The organism is Streptomyces sp. NPDC051563 (assembly GCF_044454225.1).
Taxonomy (GTDB): domain Bacteria; phylum Actinomycetota; class Actinomycetes; order Streptomycetales; family Streptomycetaceae; genus Streptomyces.
This window is the reverse complement of record NZ_JBITDL010000007.1, coordinates 22,818-47,508: the sequence shown is the minus strand read 5'-3', so window position 1 is coordinate 47,508 and position 24,691 is coordinate 22,818. Positions and strand designations below refer to the sequence as shown.

The 24,691-nt window shown below is 73.7% G+C and carries 24 protein-coding genes; 16 read left to right on the top strand and 8 right to left on the bottom strand.

Annotation, left to right across the window (positions count from 1 at the left end):
• Position 1: 1 nt before the first annotated feature.
• From scpA to ACIA8F_RS10625, 3 genes are all read right to left on the bottom strand, one after another.
• The gene (gene scpA, locus ACIA8F_RS10635; RefSeq protein WP_399377918.1) at positions 2–2,188 is read right to left on the bottom strand and encodes a methylmalonyl-CoA mutase; all 2,187 of its coding nucleotides are present in this window, start codon (positions 2,186–2,188) and stop codon (positions 2–4) included.
• Positions 2,185–4,041 carry a methylmalonyl-CoA mutase family protein gene (locus ACIA8F_RS10630; RefSeq protein ID WP_399377917.1) on the bottom strand — a complete coding sequence of 619 codons (1,857 nt, stop codon included), beginning with the start codon at positions 4,039–4,041 and terminating at the stop codon, positions 2,185–2,187. Before ACIA8F_RS10630 ends, scpA begins: the two co-directional genes overlap by 4 nt.
• 62 nt (positions 4,042–4,103) lie before the next feature.
• Positions 4,104–5,300: an ROK family protein gene (locus tag ACIA8F_RS10625; protein WP_399377915.1), complete on the bottom strand. Its 1,197-nt coding sequence runs from the start codon at positions 5,298–5,300 to the stop codon at positions 4,104–4,106.
• 956 nt (positions 5,301–6,256) lie between these two features.
• Here ACIA8F_RS10625 and ACIA8F_RS10620 point away from each other — a divergent pair.
• The 8 genes from ACIA8F_RS10620 to ACIA8F_RS10585 all read left to right on the top strand — a co-directional run bounded on the left by ACIA8F_RS10620 (position 6,257) and on the right by ACIA8F_RS10585 (position 14,268).
• Positions 6,257–7,195 (top strand): TauD/TfdA dioxygenase family protein, encoded by a 939-nt coding sequence (locus ACIA8F_RS10620; RefSeq protein ID WP_399377913.1) that lies wholly within the window; start codon positions 6,257–6,259, stop codon positions 7,193–7,195.
• 110 nt (positions 7,196–7,305) lie between these two features.
• A complete protein-coding gene (gene ssuE, locus ACIA8F_RS10615; protein WP_399377911.1) occupies positions 7,306–7,863 on the top strand; it encodes an NADPH-dependent FMN reductase in 558 nt (185 codons plus the stop codon).
• 124 nt (positions 7,864–7,987) lie between these two features.
• The gene (locus tag ACIA8F_RS10610; protein WP_399377910.1) at positions 7,988–9,022 is read left to right on the top strand and encodes an ABC transporter substrate-binding protein; all 1,035 of its coding nucleotides are present in this window, start codon (positions 7,988–7,990) and stop codon (positions 9,020–9,022) included.
• Between the two features lie 6 nt (positions 9,023–9,028).
• On the top strand, positions 9,029–9,868 hold the full coding sequence (locus ACIA8F_RS10605) for an ABC transporter ATP-binding protein (protein WP_399377909.1): 840 nt from the start codon (positions 9,029–9,031) through the stop codon (positions 9,866–9,868).
• The gene (locus ACIA8F_RS10600) at positions 9,865–10,839 is read left to right on the top strand and encodes an ABC transporter permease (protein ID WP_399377908.1); all 975 of its coding nucleotides are present in this window, start codon (positions 9,865–9,867) and stop codon (positions 10,837–10,839) included. The genes ACIA8F_RS10605 and ACIA8F_RS10600 overlap by 4 nt, the downstream gene beginning before the upstream one ends.
• A gap of 137 nt (positions 10,840–10,976) precedes the next feature.
• A complete protein-coding gene (locus tag ACIA8F_RS10595; RefSeq protein WP_399377907.1) occupies positions 10,977–12,326 on the top strand; it encodes an LLM class flavin-dependent oxidoreductase in 1,350 nt (449 codons plus the stop codon).
• Positions 12,323–13,903, top strand: coding sequence for an FAD-dependent oxidoreductase (locus tag ACIA8F_RS10590; protein ID WP_399377906.1), 1,581 nt, complete (start codon positions 12,323–12,325; stop codon positions 13,901–13,903). Before ACIA8F_RS10595 ends, ACIA8F_RS10590 begins: the two co-directional genes overlap by 4 nt.
• Positions 13,900–14,268 carry a 4Fe-4S binding protein gene (locus tag ACIA8F_RS10585; protein ID WP_399377905.1) on the top strand — a complete coding sequence of 123 codons (369 nt, stop codon included), beginning with the start codon at positions 13,900–13,902 and terminating at the stop codon, positions 14,266–14,268. The genes ACIA8F_RS10590 and ACIA8F_RS10585 overlap by 4 nt, the downstream gene beginning before the upstream one ends.
• A 142-nt stretch (positions 14,269–14,410) precedes the next feature.
• Here the strand turns inward: ACIA8F_RS10585 and ACIA8F_RS10580 are convergent, their stop codons facing one another.
• Positions 14,411–15,331, bottom strand: a complete 921-nt coding sequence (locus ACIA8F_RS10580) for an NADP-dependent oxidoreductase (protein WP_399377904.1) — start codon at positions 15,329–15,331, stop codon at positions 14,411–14,413.
• 98 nt (positions 15,332–15,429) lie between these two features.
• Positions 15,430–16,149, bottom strand: coding sequence for a DUF2470 domain-containing protein (locus ACIA8F_RS10575; protein WP_399377903.1), 720 nt, complete (start codon positions 16,147–16,149; stop codon positions 15,430–15,432).
• Between the two features lie 194 nt (positions 16,150–16,343).
• On the opposite strand from ACIA8F_RS10575, the gene ACIA8F_RS10570 reads away from it, so the two are divergent.
• The 4 genes from ACIA8F_RS10570 (at position 16,344) to ACIA8F_RS10555 (ending at position 19,275) form a co-directional block, all read left to right on the top strand.
• On the top strand, positions 16,344–16,739 hold the full coding sequence (locus ACIA8F_RS10570; protein WP_250742110.1) for a cell division protein SepF: 396 nt from the start codon (positions 16,344–16,346) through the stop codon (positions 16,737–16,739).
• A gap of 265 nt (positions 16,740–17,004) precedes the next feature.
• Positions 17,005–18,276, top strand: a complete 1,272-nt coding sequence (locus ACIA8F_RS10565) for an ATP-binding protein (RefSeq protein WP_399377901.1) — start codon at positions 17,005–17,007, stop codon at positions 18,274–18,276.
• Complete coding sequence (locus ACIA8F_RS10560; RefSeq protein WP_399377900.1) at positions 18,273–18,665, top strand: nucleotide pyrophosphohydrolase; 393 nt, start codon at positions 18,273–18,275, stop codon at positions 18,663–18,665. Before ACIA8F_RS10565 ends, ACIA8F_RS10560 begins: the two co-directional genes overlap by 4 nt.
• A gap of 124 nt (positions 18,666–18,789) precedes the next feature.
• Complete coding sequence (locus ACIA8F_RS10555) at positions 18,790–19,275, top strand: DUF6099 family protein (protein ID WP_399377899.1); 486 nt, start codon at positions 18,790–18,792, stop codon at positions 19,273–19,275.
• Between the two features lie 49 nt (positions 19,276–19,324).
• Here the strand turns inward: ACIA8F_RS10555 and ACIA8F_RS10550 are convergent, their stop codons facing one another.
• The gene (locus ACIA8F_RS10550; protein ID WP_383949611.1) at positions 19,325–19,612 is read right to left on the bottom strand and encodes a hypothetical protein; all 288 of its coding nucleotides are present in this window, start codon (positions 19,610–19,612) and stop codon (positions 19,325–19,327) included.
• A 200-nt stretch (positions 19,613–19,812) separates the two neighbouring features.
• On the opposite strand from ACIA8F_RS10550, the gene ACIA8F_RS10545 reads away from it, so the two are divergent.
• Positions 19,813–20,736, top strand: a complete 924-nt coding sequence (locus ACIA8F_RS10545; RefSeq protein ID WP_399377898.1) for an LLM class F420-dependent oxidoreductase — start codon at positions 19,813–19,815, stop codon at positions 20,734–20,736.
• 13 nt (positions 20,737–20,749) lie between these two features.
• Entirely contained in the window at positions 20,750–21,661 is a 912-nt protein-coding gene (gene mmuM, locus ACIA8F_RS10540) for a homocysteine S-methyltransferase (protein ID WP_399377897.1), read from the top strand.
• Here the strand turns inward: mmuM and ACIA8F_RS10535 are convergent.
• The gene (locus ACIA8F_RS10535) at positions 21,648–22,070 is read right to left on the bottom strand and encodes a hypothetical protein (RefSeq protein WP_399377896.1); all 423 of its coding nucleotides are present in this window, start codon (positions 22,068–22,070) and stop codon (positions 21,648–21,650) included. The two genes, mmuM and ACIA8F_RS10535, sit on opposite strands and share 14 nt — an antisense overlap.
• A gap of 130 nt (positions 22,071–22,200) precedes the next feature.
• Positions 22,201–23,145 (bottom strand): SDR family oxidoreductase, encoded by a 945-nt coding sequence (locus tag ACIA8F_RS10530; RefSeq protein ID WP_399377895.1) that lies wholly within the window; start codon positions 23,143–23,145, stop codon positions 22,201–22,203.
• Positions 23,146–23,248: 103 nt separating this feature from the next.
• Between ACIA8F_RS10530 and ACIA8F_RS10525 the strand changes: the two genes are divergently transcribed.
• Positions 23,249–23,872 carry a TetR/AcrR family transcriptional regulator gene (locus tag ACIA8F_RS10525; protein WP_399377894.1) on the top strand — a complete coding sequence of 208 codons (624 nt, stop codon included), beginning with the start codon at positions 23,249–23,251 and terminating at the stop codon, positions 23,870–23,872.
• 104 nt (positions 23,873–23,976) lie between these two features.
• Positions 23,977–24,612 (top strand): VOC family protein, encoded by a 636-nt coding sequence (locus ACIA8F_RS10520; protein WP_399377893.1) that lies wholly within the window; start codon positions 23,977–23,979, stop codon positions 24,610–24,612.
• The last annotated feature ends 79 nt before the right edge of the window (positions 24,613–24,691 follow it).

Here is a 24,691-nt window from a genome sequence, read left to right as displayed (position 1 = left end):
GCTACAGCTCGTGGCCCAGGTCCGCGGCGAGCCGCGTCACCAGGTCGTGCGCCGCGTCCGGGATGACCGTGCCCGGCGGGAACACCGCCGTCGCCCCCATCTCCAGGAGGGTCGGGACGTCCGCGGGCGGGATGACCCCGCCCACGACGATCATGATGTCCTCGCGGCCCTCCGCGGCGAGGGCCTCGCGCAGCGCGGGCACCAGGGTCAGGTGACCGGCCGCGAGGGAGGAGACGCCGACCACGTGCACGTCGGCCTCGACGGCCTGGCGGGCCACTTCCTCCGGCGTCTGGAACAGCGGGCCGACGTCCACGTCGAAGCCCAGGTCGGCGAAGGCGGTCGCGATCACCTTCTGGCCGCGGTCGTGCCCGTCCTGGCCCATCTTGCAGACCAGGATGCGCGGGCGGCGGCCCTCCGCCTCCTCGAACCGGTCGACGAGCGTGCGGGTGCGCTCCAGGGACGGGGACTCGCCTGCTTCGGTGCGGTACACACCCGAGATCGTACGGATCTGGCTCGCGTGCCGCCCGTACACCTTCTCCAGGGCGTCCGAGATCTCGCCGACCGTGGCCTTCGCACGTGCCGCGTCCACCGCCAGGGCGAGCAGGTTGCCCTCCCCGCGCTCGGCCGCGTTCGTCAGCGCCCGCAGGGTGTCCTGGGTGACCGCCTCGTCGCGCTCCGCCCGCAGCCGGCGCAGCTTCTCGATCTGCTGGGTGCGCACGGAGGAGTTGTCGACCTTGAGGACGTCGATCTGCTCGTCGGTCGCGACCCGGTACTTGTTGACGCCGATCACCGGCTGGCGGCCCGAGTCGATGCGGGCCTGCGTGCGGGCCGCCGCCTCCTCCACCCGGAGCTTGGGGATGCCCGCGTCGATGGCCTGCGCCATGCCGCCGGCCGCCTCGACCTCCTGGATGTGCTGCCAGGCCCGGCGCGCCAGGTCGTACGTCAGCTTCTCGACGTACGCGCTGCCGCCCCACGGGTCGATGGACCGGCAGGTGCCCGACTCCTGCTGGAGCAGGAGCTGGGTGTTGCGGGCGATGCGCGCGGAGAAGTCGGTGGGCAGGGCGAGGGCCTCGTCGAGGGCGTTGGTGTGCAGCGACTGGGTGTGGCCCTGGGTGGCGGCCATGGCCTCGATGCAGGTGCGGGTGACGTTGTTGAAGACGTCCTGCGCCGTCAGCGACCAGCCCGAGGTCTGCGAATGGGTGCGCAGGGAGAGGGACTTGGCGTTCTTCGGGTCGAACTGCTTGACCAGCTTCGCCCACAGGAGGCGGGCCGCGCGGAGCTTGGCCACCTCCATGAAGAAGTTCATGCCGATCGCCCAGAAGAAGGACAGGCGCGGGGCGAAGGCGTCCACGTCCAGGCCGACGGCCTGACCGGCCCGCAGGTACTCCACGCCGTCGGCGAGGGTGTACGCCAGCTCCAGGTCGGCCGTGGCCCCGGCCTCCTGGATGTGGTAGCCGGAGATGGAGATGGAGTTGTAGCGGGGCATCTTCTGCGAGGTGAAGGCGAAGATGTCGGAGATGATCCGCATCGAGGGCTTCGGCGGATAGATGTAGGTGTTGCGGACCATGAACTCTTTGAGGATGTCGTTCTGGATGGTCCCGGCGAGCTTGTCGGGGGAGACGCCCTGCTCCTCGGCCGCCACGATGTAGAGGGCGAGGACCGGCAGCACCGCGCCGTTCATCGTCATCGACACCGTCATCTTGTCCAGCGGGATGCCGTCGAAGAGCTGGCGCATGTCGTAGATCGAGTCGATGGCCACGCCCGCCATGCCGACGTCGCCCGTCACGCGCGGGTGGTCGCTGTCGTAGCCGCGGTGCGTGGGCAGGTCGAAGGCGATCGACAGGCCCTTCTGGCCGGAGGCGAGGTTGCGCCGGTAGAAGGCGTTGGACTCCTCGGCCGTGGAGAAGCCCGCGTACTGCCGGATCGTCCAGGGCTGGTTGACGTACATCGTCGGGTACGGGCCGCGCAGGTACGGGGCCACGCCCGGGTAGGTGTGGAGGAAGTCCAGGCCCTCCAGGTCCCGGCCCGTGTACAGGGGCTGTACGCCGATCCCCTCGGGGGTCTCCCACAGCAGCTCGGCGGCTCCCGAGCCGGTGGCCTCCTTCAGCGCGGTCCGCCACTGGTCCTCGGACCCGGCGGCCGGGGCGGCGCCGTCCAGCGCGAGTTCGGTGAAATCGGGGATGCTCAAGACGCGACTCCCGTCCGGTCGAGTACGGAGGACAGCACGGCGACCGCGTCGCAGCCGGCGAAGACGTACTCGTCCACGGCCGCCGCGGCGGTGCCGGGCCTGCCCGCGAGGAACACGGTCGTCGCGCCGGCCGAGCGCAGGGCCGCGGCCACCGCCTCGGCCTGCTCCTCGTACAGCGCGTCACTGGAGCACAGCACGGCCATGCCGTCGGCTCCGCTCGCCGCGTAGGCCGCGGCGGCCGTCTGCGGGGTCACCGACACCGGGTCGTGGACCGGGGTGATGCCGCCCGCCTGGAACAGGTTCGAGGCGAAGGTGGCGCGGGCGGTGTGCGCGGCCGCCGGGCCCAGGGCCGCCAGGAACACGGTCGGCCGCTTGCCCGTCGCCGCCAGGTGTACGTCGCTGCGGGCGCGCAGTGCCTCGTACGCCTCGTCCCGCCGCACGCGCGGCAGTCCGCCGGTGAGCGGGGCCGGGGCGGGTTCGCGTGCCACCGGCTTCTCGGAGAGGTGCGGGAACTCGCTGACTCCGGTGACGGGTTCGCGCCGGGTGGCCAGCTTCTTGGAGCGCGCGGCCCAGGTGGCGGCGAGGCGCTCGGCGACCAGGCCGGAGCGCAGGGCGGCGGCCTGACCGCCCGCCTTCTCGACGACCTGGAAGAACTCCCAGGCGGCGTGCGCGAGTTCGTCGGTGAGCTGCTCGACGTAGTACGAGCCGCCCGCCGGGTCGATCACCCGGGCCAGGTGGGACTCCTCCAGCAGGATCGTGGAGGTGTTGCGGGAGATGCGGCGGGCGAACGCGTCGGGCAGGCCCAGCTCCTGGTCGAAGGGGAGCACGGTGACGGCGTCGGCGCCGCCCACGCCCGCCGCCATGCAGGCGACGGTGGTGCGCAGCATGTTCACCCACGGGTCGCGCCGGGTCATCATCACGGGCGAGGTCACGGCGTGCTGGCGCTGGGCGCCGGCCCCCGGAGCCCCGCAGGCCTCGGCGATCCGGGCCCACAGCCGGCGCGCGGCGCGCAGCTTGGCGATGGTGAGGAACTGGTCGGCGGTGGCGGCGTAGCGGAACTCCAGCTCGCCGAGGGCCGCTTCGGTGCTCACGCCCGCTTCGGTGAGGGCGCGCAGGTAGGCGACCCCGGTGGAGAGGGAGAGCCCCAGCTCCTCGGCGGCGCTGCCACCCGCCTCGTGGTACGGCAAGGCGTCGACGGTCAGGGCGCGTACGTGGGGCCAGGCGGCCGTGTCCGCGGCGAGCGCGGCGGCCTGCGCCAGGTCCAGCGCCACACCGGTCCGGGCCTCGTGCCCCAGCGGATCGGCGCCCAGCGAGGCGTGGGCGGCCTCCGGGGCCACCCCGCGCTCGGCGTACAGCGCGAGCAACGCCCGGGCGGCCTCGGCGAACTGGGCGCCGGGGTCCAGGGAGACGGGCGCGAGGTCGAGGTAGACCCCCTCCAGCGCGCGGCCCAGGCCCTCCGCGGGCAGGCCGGCGTCGCCGACGGCCAGCCACAGCGAGGTGGTGCCGTTCTCCAGGTCGGCCAGGGCCGCGTCGTTCACCCGTACGGGGTCGGTGCCCGCGATCCGCTGGCGCACGTCCCAGCCCGAGGCGGCGCCGCCCTCGGCGCGCCCGCCCCGTACGAAGGGCGCGAACCCCGGAAAACCGGTGTCCGGCGCGGCTTCGGGCGCGGTGTACAGCGGGCGGGTGGTGAGCCCGTCCTCGAGCTTCGTGGACAACGCTTCTTCCGCTGCCTCGCCGGAAACTTCCTTGCCCGACTTGCGCAGTACGCCCTCTACCAGGCGCTGCCACTGCTCATGCGTCGCGTCAGGGAATTCGGCGGCCAAGGAGAGCCCGTCATCAGGCAGGACCGTCATGGCTCGAATGGTAGGGGGGTCCTTGTGCACGACCTATAACCACCGGATGTGATCTCGCCCTCTCATGTGAGTCGGGAGGGGTCACGAAAGAGCGGGGCCAGCAGGACGGTCGCGGAGGCTACCGGGAGTACGGCGGGCCCCGCGTGCGGGGCGACGATCCGCCGCCCGTACCGGTCCTGGTCACCGGCCGCGTCGCGGATCTCGTCGAGGTAGCCCTCGTCGAGGATGCTCGCCAGCTCGGACACCACCATGACGGCCGGATTGAACACGTCGAGGAGCAGTGCGGCGGCCCGGCCCACGGTACGGGCGCGTTCGCGCAGCAGCCGGTCGGCGCGGGGGTCGCCGGTGGCGGCGGCGTCGACCAGGAGGTTGACCGCGTTGGCTGCGGGGCCCGGGACGATGCCGAGGCGCACGGCCTCCGCGCCGAGCACCCCGTCGGAGACGCTCGCCTGGAGACACCCCGTACGGCCGCACGCGCAGGGGGTCGGCGAACCGGGCACCGGGAGGTGCGCGACGTCACCGGCGGCGGCGCCCGGGCCCTGGTGCACGGTGCCCTCGATGCCGAAGGCGGCGTCGACGACGTTGCCGATGAAGAGGTGGAGGAGGCTGGAGCGGGCCTCCGGGCGGCCGAAGAGGATCTCGGCGTGGGCGATGGCGCGGGCGTGGTTGTCCACGGAGACGGGCAGCCCGAGGCGCTCGGAGAGCCCGGCGGCGAGGGGTAGGTCGCGCCAGCCGAGGGCGTCGTGGCGCACCACGGTGCCGTCGGCGGGGCGCACCCAGCCGCCGAGGGCCGCGCCGAGGCCGAGCAGGGGGCGGTCGGCGGGGTTGGAGTCCCGGAGGAACCGGCCGAGTTCGGCGGCGATCTCGTCGGGCAGGCGGCCGGGGGAGCGGCCCGCGTGCGGGAAGGCCCGGCGGGCCACGACGCGGCCGCGCAGGTCGACGAGGCTGAAGGTGGAGAAGGGCACGCCGATGTGCAGACCGGCCGCGAGGGGGCCGCCGAGGGGCCCGGTGTGCAGGTCGAGGGGGATGCGGGGCCGACCGGGGCCGGGCCCGCCCGCCGCGGCCGGCGGCTCCGGCTCGGGAAGCTCGTGCAGCAGCCCGGCGCGCAGGAGGGCCGTGGTCTGCCGGGACACGGCGGCCGGGCTGAGACCGCAGAGCTTCGGGATGTCGCTCCGCGCGAGCGGGCCGTGGGCCAGGACGGCACGGAGCACGGAGGCGGCATTGGCGGCGGCCCGGCCGTCACCGGGGGTGGGGGGCACGGGCGGGCTCCTCGGGGGTGGGGTACGGGCCTGATCATGCCGTGTCGCCACACCCGACGGGGGCGGGTGGGCCACGCGGGGTGTGGCGCCGCACCCGGGGCCCGGCCCTGGGGCCCGGGCCTCGCACGCCGGCGGGCTGAGGTGCGGGGCCGTTGCCGGGGCTCCGCACCTCAGCCCGCCCCCGGAGCCCGCGCGCGCACGCCGACCGGGCCGATCGTGGTGATGACCGGGTGGGGCCGGATGCGGCGGGGTGGGGCCGGGCACGGGCCGGGTGCGGGCCGGGCCGGGAGGGGGCGGTGCGTGGCGGGTGCGTTGCGGGGGCGTGAAATCAGGCCATGGGTTTCGGCCGTTCCGGGAGTGGCGGGAAATGGCGTAAGTGCAGGTGGCGGGGGGTGTGCGCGGGTGGTCGGGGGTGGGGGCGGAGGGCGCTCGGCAGGGTTGACCGGGGGTGGGGGTGCTGGCAGTCTCCGGGACATGTCCGCGACCGAGTTCCTCGCCCCGCGGCTCCACACCCCCGGCCTCTGTACCGCGCCGGGCGAGTGTCAGGGCCGTCGCTGTACGGCCCCGCGCTGTTCCTGAGCGTCCGGGCCTCCGAGTCCCGCACTGCCGAGTTGCTGAGCCGCTGAGCCGCTGAGTTCGACCTCCCGGATCCTCGGGTGCCGGGGTGCTCGCGCCCCGCAGGGGGAGGCCGCTCGCCACCGCCAAGGCCGGCAGCCCCTCCGGGCGCCGCCCGCCCGGCTCCGGCACCGCCCGTCGGCTGCCCGCAGCACCGTGCCGTCCGCCGACCCCGCCCCTCGCACGCCGCACGCCGCAGCCCGACCGTCCGGCCGCCGCACCTCGGCCCCCGCCCCCGCCTCCGCCCCACCCGCTTTCCGAGGTCCGTCTTCCCCGGCCGGACCCCCGTCGCCTTCGCTTCGCTCATTTCTTCCTCTGCGGAAATAAACAAGGAGCCTCTCATGTCCACTGCCACCCGCACCGAGCTCACCGTCACGAAGATCGGCGGCCGCATAGGCGCCGAGATCGGCGGGGTCCGCCTCGGCGGCGAGCTCGAAGCCGAGGCCGTCGCCGGGATCCGGGCCGCGCTGCTCGCCCACAAGGTCGTCTTCTTCCGCGGTCAGGACCACCTCGACGAAGACGGCCACGAGGCCTTCGCCGAGCTGCTCGGCGCGCCCGTCGCCCACCCCACCGTGCCCTCCGCCGACGGCCGTTACGCCCTCGGCATCGACTCCCACCACGGAGCCCGCGCCAACCAGTGGCACACGGACGTCACCTTCGTCCCCGCCTACCCGGCCTTCTCCATCCTGCGCGCCGTCACCATCCCGCCCTACGGGGGCAACACCCTCTGGGCGAACACGGCCACCGCCTACGCCGGTCTGCCCGAGCCGCTGCGCGTCCTCGCCGACAGCCTGCGCGCCGTGCACTCCAACGAGTACGACTACGCGGCCCTGCGGCCCGACGCCCTGCCCGAGGCGCTCGCCCAGTACCGCGAGGTGTTCACCTCGACCAAGTTCCTCACCGAGCACCCGGTGGTGCGGGTCCACCCCGAGACCGGTGAGCGCACCCTGCTGCTCGGCAACTTCGTCCAGCGGATCAACGGGCTCACCGGCCGCGACTCGCGCCTCCTCCAGGACCTCTTCCAGGCCCACATCGAGCTCCCCGAGAACACCGTCCGCTGGCAGTGGCAGGCCGGTGACGTCGCCATCTGGGACAACCGCGCCACCCAGCACTACGGCGTCGACGACTCCGACGACCACGAGCGCACCCTGCGCCGCGTGACCGTCGACGGCGACGTCCCGGTCGGGCCCGACGGGGTCCCGTCCCGGCTGATCAGCCCGGAGACCGTGCCGGACCCGGCCTTCGGCATCGCCTCCGGAGCCTCCACCTCCGAAGCCTGAGCCGCCGGGCCCCGTCCGGCCCGGCCCTGCCCGCCCCGTCCGGCCGCCCCGTCCGGCCCCGAACGAACCGTCCCGCCCCACCACCGCCCCCGTCAGCCAAGGAGCGCTCCGTGCCCAAGCTGCTCGCCCTCACCGGCAGCCCGTCCGTCCACTCCCGTACCGAGGTCGTCGCCGACCACGTGCTGCGCCGCCTGAACCACGCCGGGTTCGAGACCGCGCAGCTCGCCGTCCGGGAACTCCCCGCCGCCGACCTGCTCGCCGCACGCCGCGGCGAGCCGGAGATCCGCCGGGCCCTGGAAGCCGTCGCCGAAGCCGACGGGATCGTCATCGCGACGCCCGTCTACAAGGCCTCGTACACAGGACTCCTCAAGGCCTTCCTCGACCTGCTCCCGCAGGACGGCCTGGCCGGGAAGACCGTCTTCCCGCTGGCCACCGGAGGCAGCCTCGCCCACGTCCTGACCATCGACTACGCCCTGCGCCCGGTCCTCGCCGCGCTCGGCGCCCGGCACGTCACCGCCGGCCGCTTCGTCCTGGACTCCTCCGTCGAGCGCGGGGACGGCCCCGACCGGCTGCGCGCCGAGGCGGAGCTGGACCTCTACCAGGCCGTCGACGAGTTCGCCGAGGCCCTGCGCGCCGCCCAGGCCGCCGCGCTCGCCACCGTGCGCTGACCTTCGTACGACGACGGGACCGACGGGACCGACGGGACCGACAGGTCCCGCCCCCGCCGACCGCTCCGCCCGCCCGACCGTCCGCCCCGCCCGACCGACCCGCCCGGATCGACAAGGAATCGCCATGTCCGCAGGCTTCACCAGCACCCGTACCTCCCGACGCCAGTTCCTCACCCTGCTCGGCATCTCGGCGGCCGCGGTGAGCTGCGGGACGGCGACCGCCACCGGCGGCTCCAAGGGCGAGCAGATCACCTCCCTGAAGTACCAGGGAGCGGTCGGATCGGTCACGCTCCCCGAGCTCGCCGCCGAGCTCGGCTACCTCGGGAACGTCACCCTGGACTGGGTCGGCAACACCATCAGCGGCCCCCAGGACATCCAGTCCGCCGCCACCGGCCAGACCCACTTCGGCAGCGCCTTCAACGGGGCGGTCATCAAGCTCGCCTCCACCAAGGCCCCGATCAAGGCCGTCATCTCCTCCTACGGCTCCGACCAGTACTCCTACGGCGGCTACTACGTACTGGAGGACAGCCCGATCCGCTCGGCCCGCGACCTGATCGGCAAGAAGGTCGGCATGAACACCCTGGGCGCCCACTACCAGGCCCTGCTCGACATCTACCTGAGCCGCGGCGGGCTCTCCAAGGAGGACGCGGGCAAGGTCGAGCCCCTCGTGGTTCCGCCCGTCAACACCGAACAGTCGCTGCGGCAGAAGCAGATCGAGGTCGGCGTCCTCACCGGGGTCCTGCGCGACAAGGCCCTCGCGGCCGGCGGCATCCGCCCGCTGTTCACCGATGTGGAACTGCTCGGGCCTTTCAGCGCCGGGACCTACATCATGACCGACCGGTTCATCAAGCAGAACCCGGACACCGTACGGACCTTCGTGACCGGCGTGGCCAAGGCCATCGAGTGGTCCCGCACCACCCCGCGGGAGGAGGTCGTCGCGAAGATGACGGAGATCGTCAAGAAGCGCGGCCGCAACGAGGACACCGCGACCCTGCAGTTCTGGCGCTCCTACGGAGTCGCCGAGACGGGCGGCCGGATCGAGGACAAGGAGTTCCAGCTCTGGCTCGACTGGCTCGGTGACCGCGGCGAGATCAAGAAGGGCCAGCTCAAGGCGGCCGACCTCTACACCAACGAGTTCAACGGATTCGGGAAGGGCTGATCCGGCATGGCGAAGATCGTGTTCGAGTCCGTGACGAAGACCTTCCCGACGAAGGGCAAGAGCAAGGGCAAGGGGGGCGGTCCGAAAGAGGAGTTCACCGCCCTCGACGGGATCGACCTGGAGATCGGGTCGGGGGAGTTCGTGGTCGTCGTGGGCCCCAGCGGCTGCGGCAAGTCCACCCTCCTCGACCTCCTCGGCGGCCTGACCCCGCCCACCTCCGGCCGGATCCTGCTCGACGGCAAACCGGTCACCGGGCCCGGGCTCGACCGGGGCATCGTCTTCCAGCAGTACGCGCTGCTGCCGTGGCGCACCGCGCTCGGCAACATCGAGTTCGGACTGGAGGCCACCGGCGTACCGCGCCGCCAACGCGCCGCCAAGGCGCGGGAGTTCCTGGACCTCGTCGGTCTCACCGGCTTCGAGGACCGGCACCCGCACGAACTGTCCGGCGGCATGCGCCAGCGCGTCGCCATCGCACGCTCGCTCGCGTACGACCCGGACGTGCTGCTGATGGACGAGCCGTTCGCGGCCCTCGACGCGCAGACCCGCGAGTCCCTCCAGGACGAACTGCGGCGCATCTGGCAGAGCACCGGCAAGACGATCGTGTTCATCACGCACGGCATCGAAGAGGCCGTGTACCTCGGGCAGCGGGTGGCCGTCATCACCTCCCGCCCCGGCCGGGTCAAGCAGGTCGTCCCGGTGTCGTTCGGCGACCGGGCCACCGGCGCCACCGGCGAAGACCTGCGCTCCAGCCCGGAGTTCGCCCGCTACCGCCACGAGATCTGGACCCTGCTCCACGACGAGGTGGCCCGCGCCCAGCAACTGGAGAAGGAGGAGGTCGCCGTATGAGCACCACGGTGGAAGCGGCGGTGAAGGCCGGGACGGAGACGGCGCCGGAGACACGGACGGCGCCGGAATCGCAGGCAACGGAAACGCAGGCGCCGCAAACGCAGGCGCCGGAGTCGGAGTCGACGGCGGTACGCGGCCCCGCGGCCCCGGCGGTACGGACCCCCGCGCAGGCCCCCGTACGGGGGCGGGGCGCGGCCCTGGCGCTGGGCGTCCTGCGGGTCCTGCGGGCGGTGGCACTGCGGTCGGCGGCGATCCTCGCCCTGCTGGCGCTGTGGGAGACGGCCCCGCGGCTGGGGCTGGTCGACGCGACCTTCCTGCCGCCGGTCAGCGAGGTCGCCAAGGCCTGGTGGGAGCTGCTGGGCAACGGGCAGCTCGCCGAACACAGCAAGGCGAGCCTGGCCCGCTCCTTCGGCGGCTTCGGCATCGCGGTGGCCGTCGCGGTCCCGCTCGGGCTGCTGATCGGCTGGTACCGGCCGGTGGCGGCGCTGCTCGGGCCGCTGCTGGAGGTGTTCCGCAACACGGCGGCGCTCGCGCTGCTGCCGGTGTTCGTCCTGCTGCTGGGCATCGGGGAGACCTCGAAGGTCTCGATCGTCGTCTACGCCTGCGTCTGGCCGATCCTGCTGAACACCATCAGCGCCGTGGGCAACGCCGATCCGACGCTGGTGAAGCTGGCCCGCTCGATGGACCTGTCCACGCCGAAGCTGTTCCAGAAGGTGATCCTGCCGGCGTCGGTGCCGGTCATCTTCACCGGTATCCGGCTGGCGGGGGCCGTCTCCATCCTGGTCCTGGTAGCGGCCGAGATGATCGGCGCGAAGGCGGGCCTCGGCTACCTGATCAACGCCTCGCAGTTCAACTTCGCGATCCCGCAGATGTACGCGGGCATCGTCACGATCTCCGCGATCGGACTCGCCTTCAACCAGATCCTCGTCGCGATCGAACGCCGCCTGAGCCTCTGGCGCGTTCCGTCCTGAGGCCCTGAGGCCCTGAGGCCCTGAGGCCCTGAGGCCCTGAGGCCCTGAGGCCCCGGGCCCCGGAGGCCCGCCCCGCCCACTTCCCACGGGCGCGCCGCTCGCACCGCCGCGCCGCCCGATTCCACCGAGGACACGACATGACCGCACCCCGGACCCTCCACCTCAACGCCTTCCTCATGAACGCCGGGCACCACGACGCCGCCTGGCGCCACCCCTCCAGCAGCCCGGAGCGGATCACCGACCTGCGCTACTTCCAGGAACTGGCCCTCACCGCCGAGCGCGGCCGGCTCGATTCGATCTTCTTCGCCGACGGGGTCGCCCTCTGGGGCAAGGCCCGCTACAACGCCGTCGGCGGCTTCGAGCCGCTCACCCTGCTCTCCGCGATCGCCGCCGTCACCGAGCACATCGGGCTCATCGCCACCGTCTCCACCACCTTCAACGAGCCCTACAACCTGGCCCGGAAGTTCGCCTCCCTCGACCACATCAGCGGCGGCCGCGCCGGCTGGAACATCGTCACCTCCGGCAGCGCCGACGAGGCCCGCAACTTCAGCCGCGACGAGCACCTGGAGCACAACCTCCGCTACGAGCGGGCCCGCGAGTTCCTCGACGTGGCCACCAAGCTCTGGGACAGCTGGGAGGACGACGCGATCGTCCTCGACAAGGAGCGCGGCATCTACGCCGACATCGACAAGCTGCACCCCGCCGCGCACCGCGGCGAGTACTTCGGCGTCGCCGGACCGCTCAACGTGCCCCGCTCCCCGCAGGGCCACCCGCTGCTCGTCCAGGCCGGATCCTCCGAGGACGGCAAGGAGTTCGCCGCCCGGTACGCCGAGGCCGTCTTCACCGCGCAGCAGACCCTCGCCGACGGGCAGACCTTCTACAAGGACCTCAAGTCCCGCCTCGCCAAGTACGGCCGCTCCGAGGACGACCTGCTGGTCCTGCCCGGCATCGCCCCCGTCATCGGGTCCACCGAGGCCGAGGCCAGGGCCCTGGAGCAGGAGCTCACCGACCTCCAGGCACCGGAGTACGGCCTCGCGCAGCTCTCCGGCATGCTGGGCGTGGACCTCGGCGGGCTGCCGCTCGACGGCCGGCTGCCCGAGCTGCCCGAGGAGCGGGACATCAACGGCAACAAGAGCCGCTTCACGCTGGTCGCCGAGCTCGCCCGCCGCGAGGACCTCACCCTGCGCGAGCTGATCGCCCGCCTGGGCGCCGGCCGCGGCCACCGCGTCTTCGCGGGCACGCCCGAGCAGATCGCCGACCAGCTGGAGGAGTGGTTCACCCAGGGGGCCGCCGACGGCTTCAACATCATGGCCCCGGTGCTCCCCACCGGGCTGACCGACTTCGTCGACCAGGTCGTGCCGATCCTCCAGCGCCGCGGGCTGTTCCGCACCGAGTACACCGGCCGGACCCTGCGCGAGAACTACGGCCTGGCGCGCCCCGCCAACCGGTACACCACCGCCGCGGCCGGGCAGGGAGCCGGAGCGTGAGCGAGCACGTCGCCGACGTGCTCGTGGTCGGCGGGGGCCCCGCCGCCGCCTGGGCCGCCCTCAAGGCGGCCGGGGCCGGGGCCTCGGTGGTCCTCGCCGACAAGGGCTACTGCGGCACCAGCGGGGCGACGGCCGCCGGCGGCACCGGCGTCTGGTACGTCCCGCCGGAACCGGCGGCCCGCGAGGCCGCGATGGCGAGCCGCGAGGCGCTCGGCGGCCACCTCGCCGACCGGCGGTGGATGTCCCGGGTCCTCGACGAGACGTACCACCGGATGAACGAGCTGGCGGACGAAGGGCGCTACCCCTTCCCGACCGGCCCCGACGGCAGACCGCTGCGGGGCGGCCTCCAGGGGCCCGAGTACATGCGGCGGATGCGCATCCGGATCCGCCGCGCCGGGGTCCGCATCCTCGACCACAGCCCGGTCACCGAGCTGCTCACCGACGCGGACGGCGCCGCCGCGGGCGCCGCCGGCTACCGCCGCCAGGCCGGCGAGCCCTTCCGGGTCCGGGCCGGGGCCGTCGTCCTGGCCACCGGGGGCTGCGCCTTCCTCAGCGGCGCGCTCGGCACCAACACCAACACCGGGGACGGCGCGCTGTTCGCCGCCGAGGCGGGGGCCGAGCTGTCCGGCATGGAGTTCTCCAACGCCTACGGGATCGCCCCCGAGGGCACCTCCGTCACCAAGACGGCCTTCTACGCCTTCGCCACCTTCTACCGGGAGGACGGCGAGGTCCTGGAGGGCGCCGCCAGCCAGGGCGGCCGCTCCGCCATCGCCCGCGAACTCCTCACCGGAGCCCGGGTCTACGCCCGCCTGGACCGGGCCGACGCCACCGCGCAGGCCGCGATGCGGCGCGCGCAGCCCAACTTCTTCCTCACCTTCGACCGGCTCGGCATCGACCCCTTCACCGAACGCTTCTCCGTCACGCTGCTGGCCGAGGGCACCGTCCGCGGCACCGGCGGGATCCGGATCACCGGGGCGGACTGCACCACCTCCGTCCCCGGGCTGTACGCCGCCGGGGACGCGGCCACCCGGGAGGAGATCTGCGGGGGCTTCACCGGAGGCGGCAGCCACAACGCCGCCTGGGCGATGTCCTCGGGCAGCTGGGCAGGGGCCGGCGCGGCCCGGTACGCCCGCTCCCTCGGCTCCGGCCGGGCCGCCTTCCGGCCGGTCACCGGGGCCGGCGGGGCGGGCCTGCGCCCGACCGGGGACGCCGGGTCCGCGGCCGGGCCCGGCGAGGCACGGGAACTCGTACGCCTCGTCCAGGAGGAAGTGCTGCCGTACGACAAGAACTACCTGCGCAGCGGCTCCGTCCTCACCGGCTCGCTCGGCGCCCTCGACGCACTCTGGGCGCAGCTGCGCTCCCTCCGCGGGGAGGGCGCCGGGCTGGTCAAGGTCCGCCAGGCGGCGGCCATGACGGCGCACGCCCGCTGGATGTACGCGTCCGCGCTGGCCCGTACGGAGAGCCGCGGGATGGCCCGCCGGCTCGACCACCCGGGACAGGATCCGGCGCAGCACCACCGCATCGTGACGGGCGGGCTCGACCGGGTGTGGACGCGGCCGGCGGAGCTGGTCGCATGATCGAACTGGTCTCGGCCGAGCGCTGCATCGCCTGCGACAAGTGCGTGGAGGTCTGCCCGACCGACGTCTTCGAACGGGGACCGGAGGGGATCCCGCTGCTCGCCCGGCAGGTGGACTGCCAGACCTGCTTCCTGTGCGAGGCCAACTGCCCGGTGGACGCGCTGTTCGTGTCCCCGCTGACCCGGCCGGTCCCGGAGGACCCGGCCGTACGGGACGAGGCCGGCCTCGCCGGCCGGGGGCTGCTCGGCAGCTACCGGCGGGAGATCGGCTGGGGCGAGGGGCGCACCCCGGGCGCCCTGCGGGCTATCGGCCCCTCGCTCGGAGCGGCGGTCGGCGGCGGGACGGCGCCGCCGGTCATCTCCTGAGCGAGGGACCGGGTTCGTGTGCCCGGCCCGTCCGGCGGTCGCACCGTCGGACGGGCCGGACAGGCCGGACAGGCCGGACAGGCCGGACAGGTCGGACAGGTCGGATGGGTCGGACGGGCCGGCCGTGAGACGGGCGGACGGGTCAGACGGTCAGGACGATCTTGCCGCGGGTGCGGCCCGCGGCGCTCAGTTCCCAGGCCTTCGCCGCTTCGGCGAGCGGCAGGGCGTGCTCCACGTTGACGGTGAGCCCGCCCTCGTCCGCGAGCCGGCCCAGGAAGGTCAGGTCGGCGGTGTCCGGGCGGACCCACAGCTGGTGCGCGCCCTGCTCGGCCGCGGTGTAGTCGGCGATGGACACCACCCGGTGCTCCTCCTTGACCAGGGACCGGAGCGCCGGGATCACGCCGTCGCCGAAGAAGTCCAGGGCCGCGTCCACCCCTTCGGGCGCCAGCGCGCGGACCCGGTCGGCGAAGCCCTCGCCGTACAGGACCGGCTCGGCGCCCAGCGCGCGCAGGTAGTCGTGGTTGTGCGCGCCGGCCGTGCCGATGACGCGCAGGCCGAGCGCGACGGCGATCTGCACGCCGAAGGAGCCGGTGCCGCCGGCGGCGGAGTGGATGAGCACGGTCTCACCGGCCTCGACCCCGACGCGCCTCAGCGACTGGTAGGCGGTGAGTCCGGCCAGCGGGATGCCCGCGGCCTGCTCGAAGGTCAGGTTGCGCGGCTTGCGGGCGATGGTGCGGACGGGGGCGGAGACGAGCTCCGCGTACGTGCCGAGCTCCACCCACTCCTTGCGGACGTAGCCGTACACCTCGTCGCCGACGGCGTAGTCGAAGGTGTCCTGGCCGACCGCCTCGACGACTCCGGCGACGTCCCAGCCGGGTATGACCGGGTAGCGGACTTCGAGGATCGGGTCGAGGTAACCGGCGGCGAGCTTCCAGTCCACCGGGTTCACGCCGGCGGCCCTGACGCGGACGAGCACCTCGCCCGGACCGACCTTGGGCTCGGGAACCTCGGTGAGGGCGAGGATGTCGGGAGTTCCGTATGCGGTGTATGCGATGGCCTTCATGATCTTCCCAACGGGCTCCGGGCGGAGGGTTGTTCCGTGTTTCGGGCGCTTCTTCCGGAATGGCCCGTTCCAGGCCGCCCCGCCGCGGTGGAGGCCGCTCAGGCGGGCAGGGTGTTGCGGTGCGAGCTGCGCCGGGCCGCGCTGAACAGGGCCTGGATCTGCGCCCCGGACTGCTCCACGTCGTCGAGCGGGGAGGGGAAGGGGATCCGTACGTCGTGGTGCCCGCGCCGTTCCTCCAGGCGCAGGGTGATCCCGTACCGGTCCATGGCGAGGGGCAGCGCGCGCAGGACCGCGGCCCCGGCGCCCGTCCCCGCCGCCGGCTGCTGCCGGACCAGGCGCAGCAGGAGGGTGACGAGTTCGGCGTGGTCGTCGAGGAGGTGGGTGAGCATCCCGGCCTCGTAGGGGGCGAGCGGGTCGGGGCGGGCGGCGTCCAGCTCGTCGAGACCGACGTACGAGCGGGCGCCGTCGGGGGTTTCGAGGACGGCCCGGCCGAACTCCACGCAGGTGGAGCCGGAGCCCTCGTCCGCGTCACCGGCGTACGGGGTGAGCAGGCGGCCGACGAGGGTGACCCGGGCGCGCACGCGGTCCCGTACCGGGGTGGGCGCGACGTCCGTGAACTCCATCCGGATCGAAGGGCGGTGCTCGGCGCCGGCCCCCGGTTCGGCGGGGTGCAGGTGCAGTCGGCCGAGGGGGTCGGTGCCGTCGAGGTGGCGGATCTCCGTGCGCTGCCCGTCGGTGACGACGGTCATGGAGTGCGCGGCGGCCAGGATGGACCGGACCCGCTCGGCGTCGGTGGGCTGCAGCAGGGGCAGATGCATGTGGATCTCCGTCGTCCCGAGAGGCGAGATGGCGCGTACTTAGGTATGCCTAACCTAACCTACTCGTGGGCTGAGGGGTAGCCGGAGCCGGCTCGCAGGGGGTGTCTCAGCTGCCTCGTGTCGGTGTTGGGCTGAACGGGTGAAACGCGAGAGGATGGGGGGATGCACATGAAGCGCAAGGCCGAGGCGGCCTGGTGAGCAGGTACGACGTCACCGACGAACAGTGGGAGGGGCTCGCGCAGGTGGTCCCCCTGCGGAGTCGCAACGAGTGGCCCTCCCGGGTGGATCACCGCACGATCCCCACGGTTCCGGGGGCGTCCGCGGCGGAGCAGCGGCGCTTCGTGGTGATCCGGGTCCAGGTCTTCGCGGACGCGCGGGAGGTGGCGGAGTACCTGATCGCGCAGATCCCGGTGCTGCTGGACCTCACGGGCGCGGACGGCGAAGTGGCCAAGCGGATCCTGGACTTCAGCAGCGGCGTGGTCTTCGGCCTGGGCAGCGGGATGCACCGGGTCGACCGCAACGTCTTCCTGCTGGCACCCGTAGGGACCGAGGTGGAGGGGATCGCGGCCGCGGCCGTCCCCCGATCGTAGGAAGGTCCCGCGGGCGGAACGGTTCGCCGCACCCACGGGGGGTCCGGCGCCCCGTACCGTCCCGCGCATGACCTCCCCCCTCACGACGCCCGCCGCAGCCGTGCCCGCGTCGCCTCCCGCCGCACCGGCCACCTCCGCGGCGCCTGCGGTCGTACCCGCGGCCGTGCCCGCCGCGTCGGCCGTGCCCGCCGCCTCGGCGGGTGCCGGCGTGTTCGACGGTCCGGGCTTAGCAGTGGGCCGGGCCCCGGCTCCTCGCGCCGCTCCGTTGTCGGTTCCGGCTCCGGCCTCGGTCCAGGCCCTGACCCCGGCCCCCGCCCCGGCCCGCGTTCCGGCGCAGGTCCCGGTGCAGGGTTCGGGACCCGGCCCGGTCTCCGTCCCGGCTCCAGGTCCCGCTGCGCCCGCCGCGGGCGGCGCTTATGTGCGGCCGGCCGTGACCGAGTTGCGGCTCTCCGCCTATGGCAGGCACCGCGGGGCCCGCTTCGCGCTCGGGCCGGTCACGCTCTTCGCCGGGCCGAGCGGGAGCGGCAAGTCGCAGGTGCTGGAGGCCTACGGGGCGCTCGCCGCCCTGGGGGCCGGGGCCACCCTGGAGGAGGTGTTCCCCGACCCGCGGGCGCGGATCCCCGACCGGGCGGTGCCCGACGCCGAGCGGCGCCGGGGTTTCCGGATCGGCTGCACGGTGGACGGCCCCGCCGGGCCGGTCCGGCTCGACCTCGCCGTCCAGGCGGAGCCCGCGCTGCGGATCGTCGGCGAACGGCTCTCGGTGGACGGGCGGGTGCTCCTCGCCACCGCACTGCGCGACCCCGGACGGCGGTCCGTCCAGGCGGCCTGGCTGACCGGCGGGGCCACCGGCTTCACCCGGGCCCCCCTGCCGGACGACCGGCTCGGGACCGCACTGCTCCCGCTGCGCGTGGCCGGGGCCACCGAGGGGCAGCGGCAGGTGCTGGCCGCCGCCGAGCAAGTGGTCGTCGCGCTGCGCTCGGTGTTCCCCTGCGACCCCCGCCCGGAGCGGATGCGGGAGCCCGTCGCCGCGGGGGAGGGGCGGCTGCTGGCCGACTGCGCCAATCTGGCCGACGTACTGCGCCGGACCCGTCTGGAGTGCGGCACCCGGTACGGACTGCTGACCGGGGCCGCCCGGACCGGGTGCGCGGGGTGGGTGGCCGGGCTGGACGTACGGGCGCCCGAGGGCGGCCCGGTCACCGGCCTGCTCGACCGGGGCCCGTCGAGGCCCGCCACCGAGCTGGCCCGGCTGGGCGCCGGCGAGCTGCGCTTCCTCGCCCTCGCGCTGGTGCTGCTGACCGGGCCCGGGGTGCTGGACGTGGATCCGGCGGCCGAACTGCCCACCGCGCGCCAGGCGCTGGCCGTGCTCGCCGACGGCTTCGACCGGGACCTGGACGGCCGGCAGACCGCCGAGCTGTTGCGGCTGGCCGTACTGGCGTGCGGGCGCGGGCAGGTCAGGCTGGCCGCCTCGGCGGGCGAGGCCTGCGCGAAGGCCGCACGCGGGCTCGCGGGGGTCTCGGTGGTAGACCTGGGGGCATGAGAGAAGAGCGTGGAGTGACCGGGGGAGAGGAAGGGGCCGGCGAGCGGATCGACCGGCTCCAGCGGCGGCTCGCGGAGTTCGCGGCGGCGCGCGGGTGGGAGCCCTTCCACACGCCGAAGAACCTGGCGGTGGCGCTGAGCGTCGAGGCCTCCGAACTGGTCGAGATCTTCCAGTGGCTGACACCGGAACAGTCCGCCGCCGTCATGGAGAAGCCCGACACCGCGCACAGAGTGGCCGATGAGGTGGCGGACGTGCTCGCCTACCTGCTGCAGTTCTGTGAGGTCCTGGGGATCGATGTGCTGGATGCGCTCGCCGCGAAGATCGACCGGAACGAGCTGAGGTTCCCCGTCCCGGGCACATCGGGGGCAGACCGTCACTCTTCGGAGTGATGGCGACATCCACAACCATCTTCGGTGTCCACAATTTCCGAATACCCCTGGCTTTACCGGCCCGTTGCCCTCACTCTGGGTAGTGGAGAGAACGGCAAGATGTCGTGCGGACGGGGGACGGCATATGGACGCGGTACGGCTCATCGCAGCCGGCCGGCACGCGCTGGCGCAGAGCGGGGCTGCATGGGACATCGTGGGCGAGGCCTGGCAGGCGCAGGCCCTCGCCCAGGGCATCGGGAGCTGGCTGGCGGTCACCGGACCGCCGGAGCTGAGATCGGAGGCGCGGGGGCTGGGCGAAGCGGGCGCCAGGGGCTGCGGGGTGCTCGACCGGGCGGCTCTGCGCGGAGAGGGCTATGCGCCCGATCTCCCGCCCAGGGCTGCGCAGTTGACCGAAGTGACGGACGCCCGGCAGGCGCTGCTCGGGCTCCAGGCGCTGCTCGGTGAAGTGGGCATAGCGCTGGTCGGGGTGGCCTGCGGGACGGACGACGAGAGTCTGTACTGGCAGTGCATAGAGTCGATAGACGCGGCCGACGAGTCGAGCGACCGGGTCCGGGCGATCCTGCGCCGGATGTCCGTGCGCGAGCGGGGATCCGCTTCCGGCGTGGCCTGAGCCGGGGTGCTTCGGTGGGGTCCCGCCGCGCGCGACGGGACCCGGGCGGTCAGAAGGACCGGTAGGACGGGCGGTCTTCGCTCTCCGGGGTGCGGCCGCCCTGGGGCAGCGGAGCGGCGGGGCTGCGGTCGGTGGAGGACTGGAGGTCGGCGTCGAGCTGGGAGAGGTCGGCGTTCAGCGCCGCCATCAGCTCTTCCATCTGCTGCAGCAGGCCCTTCGGCGCGCCGCCCTGGGCGGGTACCGCGGACTCCTGGCGTGCGTGGTCGTGCGCTGCCTGTCCGGTCTGGCAGTCCTGACGCGATTGCCGGAGGGTCTCCGGTGCGGACTCCTGGGACATGGCGGCCTCCTCGGCCCTGGCCCTTCCGGGGCGGAAGGGGGCGGTGGACGCACCGGCGAAGGCCGCCGGCGCGCGGGCCGGGCGGTCCGGCTCCGTCCGAGCCAACGATCCCCATCCGGGCTGGTCACTGGCGCGGGCGGCGAGGAGCGTCCGGTTGACGCAGATTCACCCGGCCGGGGTCGAAGGGGCAGGATGGAGCCATGGATCTCCGTATCTTCACCGAGCCCCAGCAGGGCGCGAGCTACGACACCCTCCTGAGCGTCGCCAAGGCCACCGAGGACCTGGGCTTCGACGCCTTCTTCCGTTCGGACCACTACCTGCGCATGGGTACGGCCGACGGACTGCCCGGTCCCACCGATGCCTGGATCACCCTGGCCGGCCTGGCCCGCGAGACCAAGCGCATCCGGCTGGGCACGCTGATGACGGCCGGTACCTTCCGGCTGCCCGGCGTGCTCGCCATCCAGGTTGCGCAGGTCGACCAGATGTCGGGCGGCCGGATCGAACTCGGTCTGGGCGCGGGCTGGTTCGAGGAGGAGCACAAGGCGTACGGAATTCCCTTCCCTGCCGAGCGCCTCGCACGGCTCGAGGAGCAGCTGGAGATCGTCACCGGACTGTGGGCCACCGCGCCCGGCGCCACCTTCGACTACGCGGGCGTCCACTACCAGGTGGAGAACTCCCCGGCGCTGCCCAAGCCGGCCCAGGACAAGATCCCGGTCCTGATCGGCGGCCACGGCGCGAAGCGCACCCCGCGGCTGGCCGCCCGGTACGCGGACGAGTTCAACATGCCCTTCGCCTCGATCGCGGACAGCGAGCGGCAGTTCGGCCGGGTCCGCGCGGCCGCGGAGCTGGCCGGCCGCAAGCCCGGCGACCTCGTCTACTCCAACGCGCTCGTCGTGTGCGTGGGCAAGGACGACGCCGAGGTGGCCCGGCGGGCGGCGGCCATCGGCCGGGACGTGGCGGAGCTCAAGGCCAACGGCCTGGCCGGCTCCCCGGCCGAGGTGGTGGACCGGATCGGGGCCTACGGGGCGGTCGGCTCCTCCCGCCTCTACCTCCAGCTGCTCGACCTCGGCGATCTGGACCACCTGGAGCTGATCTCCTCCCGGGTCCAGTCCCAGCTCGGCTGACGGGGCGGCCACCGTGCCCCGCGCTTCCCTGCCGCTCGCCGAGGCCCTGAACGGCCCCGGCGGGCGGACGGTGCTCCTGGACGGCGGGCTGAGCAACCAGCTCGCCGACCAGGGCTGCGACCTGTCCGGCGGCCAGTGGACGGGCCGGGTCCTCGCCGAACGCCCGGAGCAGGTGACGGCCGCCCACACGGCCTACGTGCGGGCCGGCGCCGAGGTGCTGATCACCTCCGGCTACCAGGTGGGGTACGCCGCCTCCGCCCGCCACGGCCACGGCCCGCAGCGCTCCGCCGCCCTGCTGCGGCGCAGCGTGCGGCTGGCCGCGGCCGCGGCCCGGGCCGCGGAGCACGGGGTGTGGGTCGCCGCGTCCGTGGGCCCGTACGGCGCGGTGCTGGCGGACGGCTCCGAGTACCGCGGCCGGTACGGGCTGAGCGTGCGGGAGCTGGCCGTCTTCCACCGGCCCCGGATCGAGGCGCTGCTGGCCGAGGGCCCCGACGTCCTGGCCCTGGAGACCGTCCCGGACACCCTGGAGGCCGAAGCCCTGCTCACCGTGCTCGCGGAGACCGGCGCCCGCGCCTGGCTGAGCTACACGGTGGCGGACGGCCGCACCCGGGCCGGGCAGCCCCTGCCCGAGGCCTTCGCCCTCGCCGCCGCTTCCCCGCAGGTCATCGCCGTCGGCGTGAACTGCTGTGACCCGGCGGAGGTGCTGCCCGCCCTCGAAGCGGCCGTCGCCGTCACCGGTACCCCGCTGGTGGCCTACCCCAACGACGGCTCGGTCTGGGAGCCCGCCACCGCCACCTGGCGGGCCCCCGTCACCCCGGTCCCCTGGCCCACGGACGCCTGGCGGGACGCCGGAGCCCGCCTCATCGGCGGCTGCTGCCGCATCGGCCCCGACCGGATCGCGGCCCTGGCCGCTACGCTCCGCTGAGGTCCCAGCGCACGCCCGGCGATCCGCCGCCCGAGGCGGCGAGCGTGCGGATCTCGGCTTCCACCGCCGCGAGTTCCTCCGGACGCTCCGTCAGGAGCAGCTGTTCGCGGTAGTGCACCAGCGCGGTGACGAGCAGTTGGGTCTCCTCTGGTTCCAGCACGCACATCCGGCGCGCGGCGGCCACGGACTCGGCGCGCAGGGCGAGCGCTATCCCGGGCCGGTGGGCGAATTCCTGACGGCTGTACGCGAACAACGCGGCCGCCAGCAGGGGCAGATAGGCCAACGGACTCACACGGACGAGGACGCGATAGGCGGCCACCCGCTCCCGGACGGGCAGCGTGCCCGATCCGAGGAGCGCCACCCGGGCGCGCAGCACGGCGTCGTGATTGATGTTCTCCGTGGGATTCATGAGGGAGATTCTGTGATCCGCGCAGGGCCCCGGACAAGGTTGATCGGCTGTGCCGTCCGTCCTACGAAAACCGCCTCTGACCTGTCATGATGGATACGTCATCACCCTTTGGGCCGCCCTCGCGGGGCCCTCAGGCGGCGGGGAACGACACCTTCGTCAGCTCCTCCGAGGCCTTCCACATGCGCCGGGCGTCCTCGGTGCTGCGCAGGCGGGAGTAGAGCTTCTGCTCGGCAGGGGGTCCGCCCAGGTGTCCCGGGCCGCTCGGCCCGTAGAAGCGGGCGCCTTCGGATGCGGCGGCCGTCGCCGCGTAGAGGGCCGGGAGTTGTGCGCTCTCGACGGTTCCGAGCAGGATGCCGCGGGCGGACAGGGTGCGGATCAGCTTGACGCCCACGGTGTCCTTGGCGCGGCCGATCTCGGGGCGCGCGGCGAGCAGGCTGGTCGGGGCGACGCCGGGGTGGGCGAGGTTGCTCGTGATGCCCCAGCCGCCCGCCCGGCTGCGCCGGTCGAGTTCGAGTCCGAAGAGCCCGCACGCGATCTTCGACTGGCTGTAGGCGTGGGTGCCCTTGTACGAGCGTTCCCAGTTCATGTCCTGCCAGTTGATGGAGTTGCTGTTGGCGGAGATGCTGATCTGCGAGGTCACGCGGGCCCGCCCGGCGCGCAGCAGCGGCAGCAGGTGGGCCACCAGGGCGAAGTGGCCGAGGTGGTTGGTGCCGAGCTGCAGCTCGAACCCGTCGGCGGTCGTCTGCCGGTCGGGCGGGGTCATCACGCCGGCGTTGTTGACGAGGATGTGGATCGGCAGGCCCTCTGCGCGCAGGGTCTCGCCGAGGTCCGCGACCGAGTCGAGCGCGGACAGGTCGAGGGAGTGCAGCCGGACCTTCGCCGCGGGGGCCGCCTGCTTGATCCGGGCGATCGCCCGCTCGCCCTTGGCCGGGTTGCGGACGGGCAGCAGCACGTCGGCTCCGGCCGCGGCGAGCCGGGTGGCGATCCCGAGGCCGATGCCGTCGCTGGCTCCGGTGACCACGGCGCGCTGTCCGGAGAGATCGGGGACGGTGATGCCGATGGGCTTGCGTGACATGAGTGCTCCCGGGGGAAAGGGTGGAGTCCTCCCCCCAATGTATGCGCTGATCACAATGTAGGCAATGCTTACAATGTGATCAGCGCGCCGATAGGCTGGGCCCATGACGAAGCGCCCGTACCACCACGGAGATCTCGCCGCCGCCCTGCTCGACCGGGCCGAGCAGACGGTGCGCGAGCGGGGCGCGGGCGCGCTCTCCCTGCGGGAACTGGCCCGCGACCTCGGAGTGAGCCCCGGTGCGCCCAGCCGCCACTTCAAGAGCAAGCAGGCCCTGCTGGACGCCCTGGCGCTCGGCGGCTTCGAGCGGCTCGTCGAGTCCCTCGCCGCCGCCCGGGAAGCCGCGGGGGCGACCTTCGCCGCGCGGCTGGACGCCGTGGCCCGCACCTACGTCGGCTTCGCCACGGACAACGCGGCCCTGCTCGACCTGATGTTCTCGGCCAAGCACAGCCCGGAGGCCTCCGAGGCGCTGGGCGCGGCCGCCGAACGGTGGGGCGGGCAGATCCTGGAGCTGGTCGGCGAAGGCCAGCGCCGCGGCGAGGTCCGCGAGGGGCCGCTGGACCGGGTGACCCTGACGGTCTTCGCACCGCTGCACGGCTACATCGGCCTGGCCGCGAGCGGGGTGCTGCCGCCCGAAACCGCCGGGCAGGGACTGGACGACGTGATCGCCTCCATCGTGCGCCACTGCACACCCGAACGGGATCGCGAGGAGCCGGCCGGTCCGGCCTAGAGCCGGTCCGCCCTGCGCGGCATGCGCGCCCTGCGCGCCCTGCGCAGTCGGGGCGACGGGCGTGGCGTCGGGATTTGTGCGGGTCACCGCGTGATGATGGCGGCGTGCGCCTTGATCATGTGTCCTATGCGGTGGCCCGCGACAGCTTCGTCTCCACCGTCCAGTGGATCGGATCGGCCCTCGGCGGCGGGTTCGTCGACGGGGGTGTGCACCCGCGATTCGGCACCCGCAACTTCATCCTCCCGCTGAGCGGCGGCACCTACGTCGAGGTCGTCACCACGCTCGACCACCCCGCCGCCGACCGCGCGCCCTTCGGCCAGGCCGTCGCGCGCCGCGCCGCCGAGGGCGGCGGCTGGCTCGGCTGGGTGGTCTCCGTCGAGGACATGGCCTCCGTCGAGGCCCGCCTCGGCCGCGCCTCGTCCGAGGGCCACCGGGTCCGTCCCGACGGGTTCGACCTGCGGTGGAAGCAGATCGGCCTCCTGGAACTGATGGAGGACCCGCAACTGCCCTACTTCCTCCAGTGGGCGGTCCCCCTCGACGAGCGCCCGAGCGCCGACCCGCGCACCCCCACCACCATCCACGGGGTCTCCATCGCCGGCGACGCCGCCTCCATCGCCGAATTCCTCGGCGAACCGGCCGACCATCCCCTCGACCAGATCGACGTCACCTGGGTCGAGGACGAGGAACCGGGCCTGGTCTCGGTCGAGTTCGCCACCGCCCGCGGACCGGTCACCATCTGACCGGTCCGCAAGCAGCAAGGGGCACACCGCGTCGGTGCGCCGACGGGAGGCGCCCCCGGAAAATAGGGCGCGGGCAACA

What these genes read in the sequence shown, in the direction of transcription:
- ACIA8F_RS10630 (WP_399377917.1), bottom strand. Translation starts at nt 4,041, where the DNA reads ATGACGGTCCTGCCTGATGACGGGCTCTCCTTGGCCGCCGAATTCCCT.
- ACIA8F_RS10620 (WP_399377913.1), top strand. Translation starts at nt 6,257, where the DNA reads ATGTCCACTGCCACCCGCACCGAGCTCACCGTCACGAAGATCGGCGGC.
- ACIA8F_RS10610 (WP_399377910.1), top strand. Translation starts at nt 7,988, where the DNA reads ATGTCCGCAGGCTTCACCAGCACCCGTACCTCCCGACGCCAGTTCCTC.
- ACIA8F_RS10605 (WP_399377909.1), top strand. Translation starts at nt 9,029, where the DNA reads ATGGCGAAGATCGTGTTCGAGTCCGTGACGAAGACCTTCCCGACGAAG.
- ACIA8F_RS10600 (WP_399377908.1), top strand. Translation starts at nt 9,865, where the DNA reads ATGAGCACCACGGTGGAAGCGGCGGTGAAGGCCGGGACGGAGACGGCG.
- ACIA8F_RS10595 (WP_399377907.1), top strand. Translation starts at nt 10,977, where the DNA reads ATGACCGCACCCCGGACCCTCCACCTCAACGCCTTCCTCATGAACGCC.
- ACIA8F_RS10585 (WP_399377905.1), top strand. Translation starts at nt 13,900, where the DNA reads ATGATCGAACTGGTCTCGGCCGAGCGCTGCATCGCCTGCGACAAGTGC.
- ACIA8F_RS10580 (WP_399377904.1), bottom strand. Translation starts at nt 15,331, where the DNA reads ATGAAGGCCATCGCATACACCGCATACGGAACTCCCGACATCCTCGCC.
- ACIA8F_RS10575 (WP_399377903.1), bottom strand. Translation starts at nt 16,149, where the DNA reads ATGCATCTGCCCCTGCTGCAGCCCACCGACGCCGAGCGGGTCCGGTCC.
- ACIA8F_RS10560 (WP_399377900.1), top strand. Translation starts at nt 18,273, where the DNA reads ATGAGAGAAGAGCGTGGAGTGACCGGGGGAGAGGAAGGGGCCGGCGAG.
- ACIA8F_RS10555 (WP_399377899.1), top strand. Translation starts at nt 18,790, where the DNA reads ATGGACGCGGTACGGCTCATCGCAGCCGGCCGGCACGCGCTGGCGCAG.
- ACIA8F_RS10550 (WP_383949611.1), bottom strand. Translation starts at nt 19,612, where the DNA reads ATGTCCCAGGAGTCCGCACCGGAGACCCTCCGGCAATCGCGTCAGGAC.
- ACIA8F_RS10545 (WP_399377898.1), top strand. Translation starts at nt 19,813, where the DNA reads ATGGATCTCCGTATCTTCACCGAGCCCCAGCAGGGCGCGAGCTACGAC.
- ACIA8F_RS10535 (WP_399377896.1), bottom strand. Translation starts at nt 22,070, where the DNA reads ATGAATCCCACGGAGAACATCAATCACGACGCCGTGCTGCGCGCCCGG.
- ACIA8F_RS10530 (WP_399377895.1), bottom strand. Translation starts at nt 23,145, where the DNA reads ATGTCACGCAAGCCCATCGGCATCACCGTCCCCGATCTCTCCGGACAG.
- ACIA8F_RS10525 (WP_399377894.1), top strand. Translation starts at nt 23,249, where the DNA reads ATGACGAAGCGCCCGTACCACCACGGAGATCTCGCCGCCGCCCTGCTC.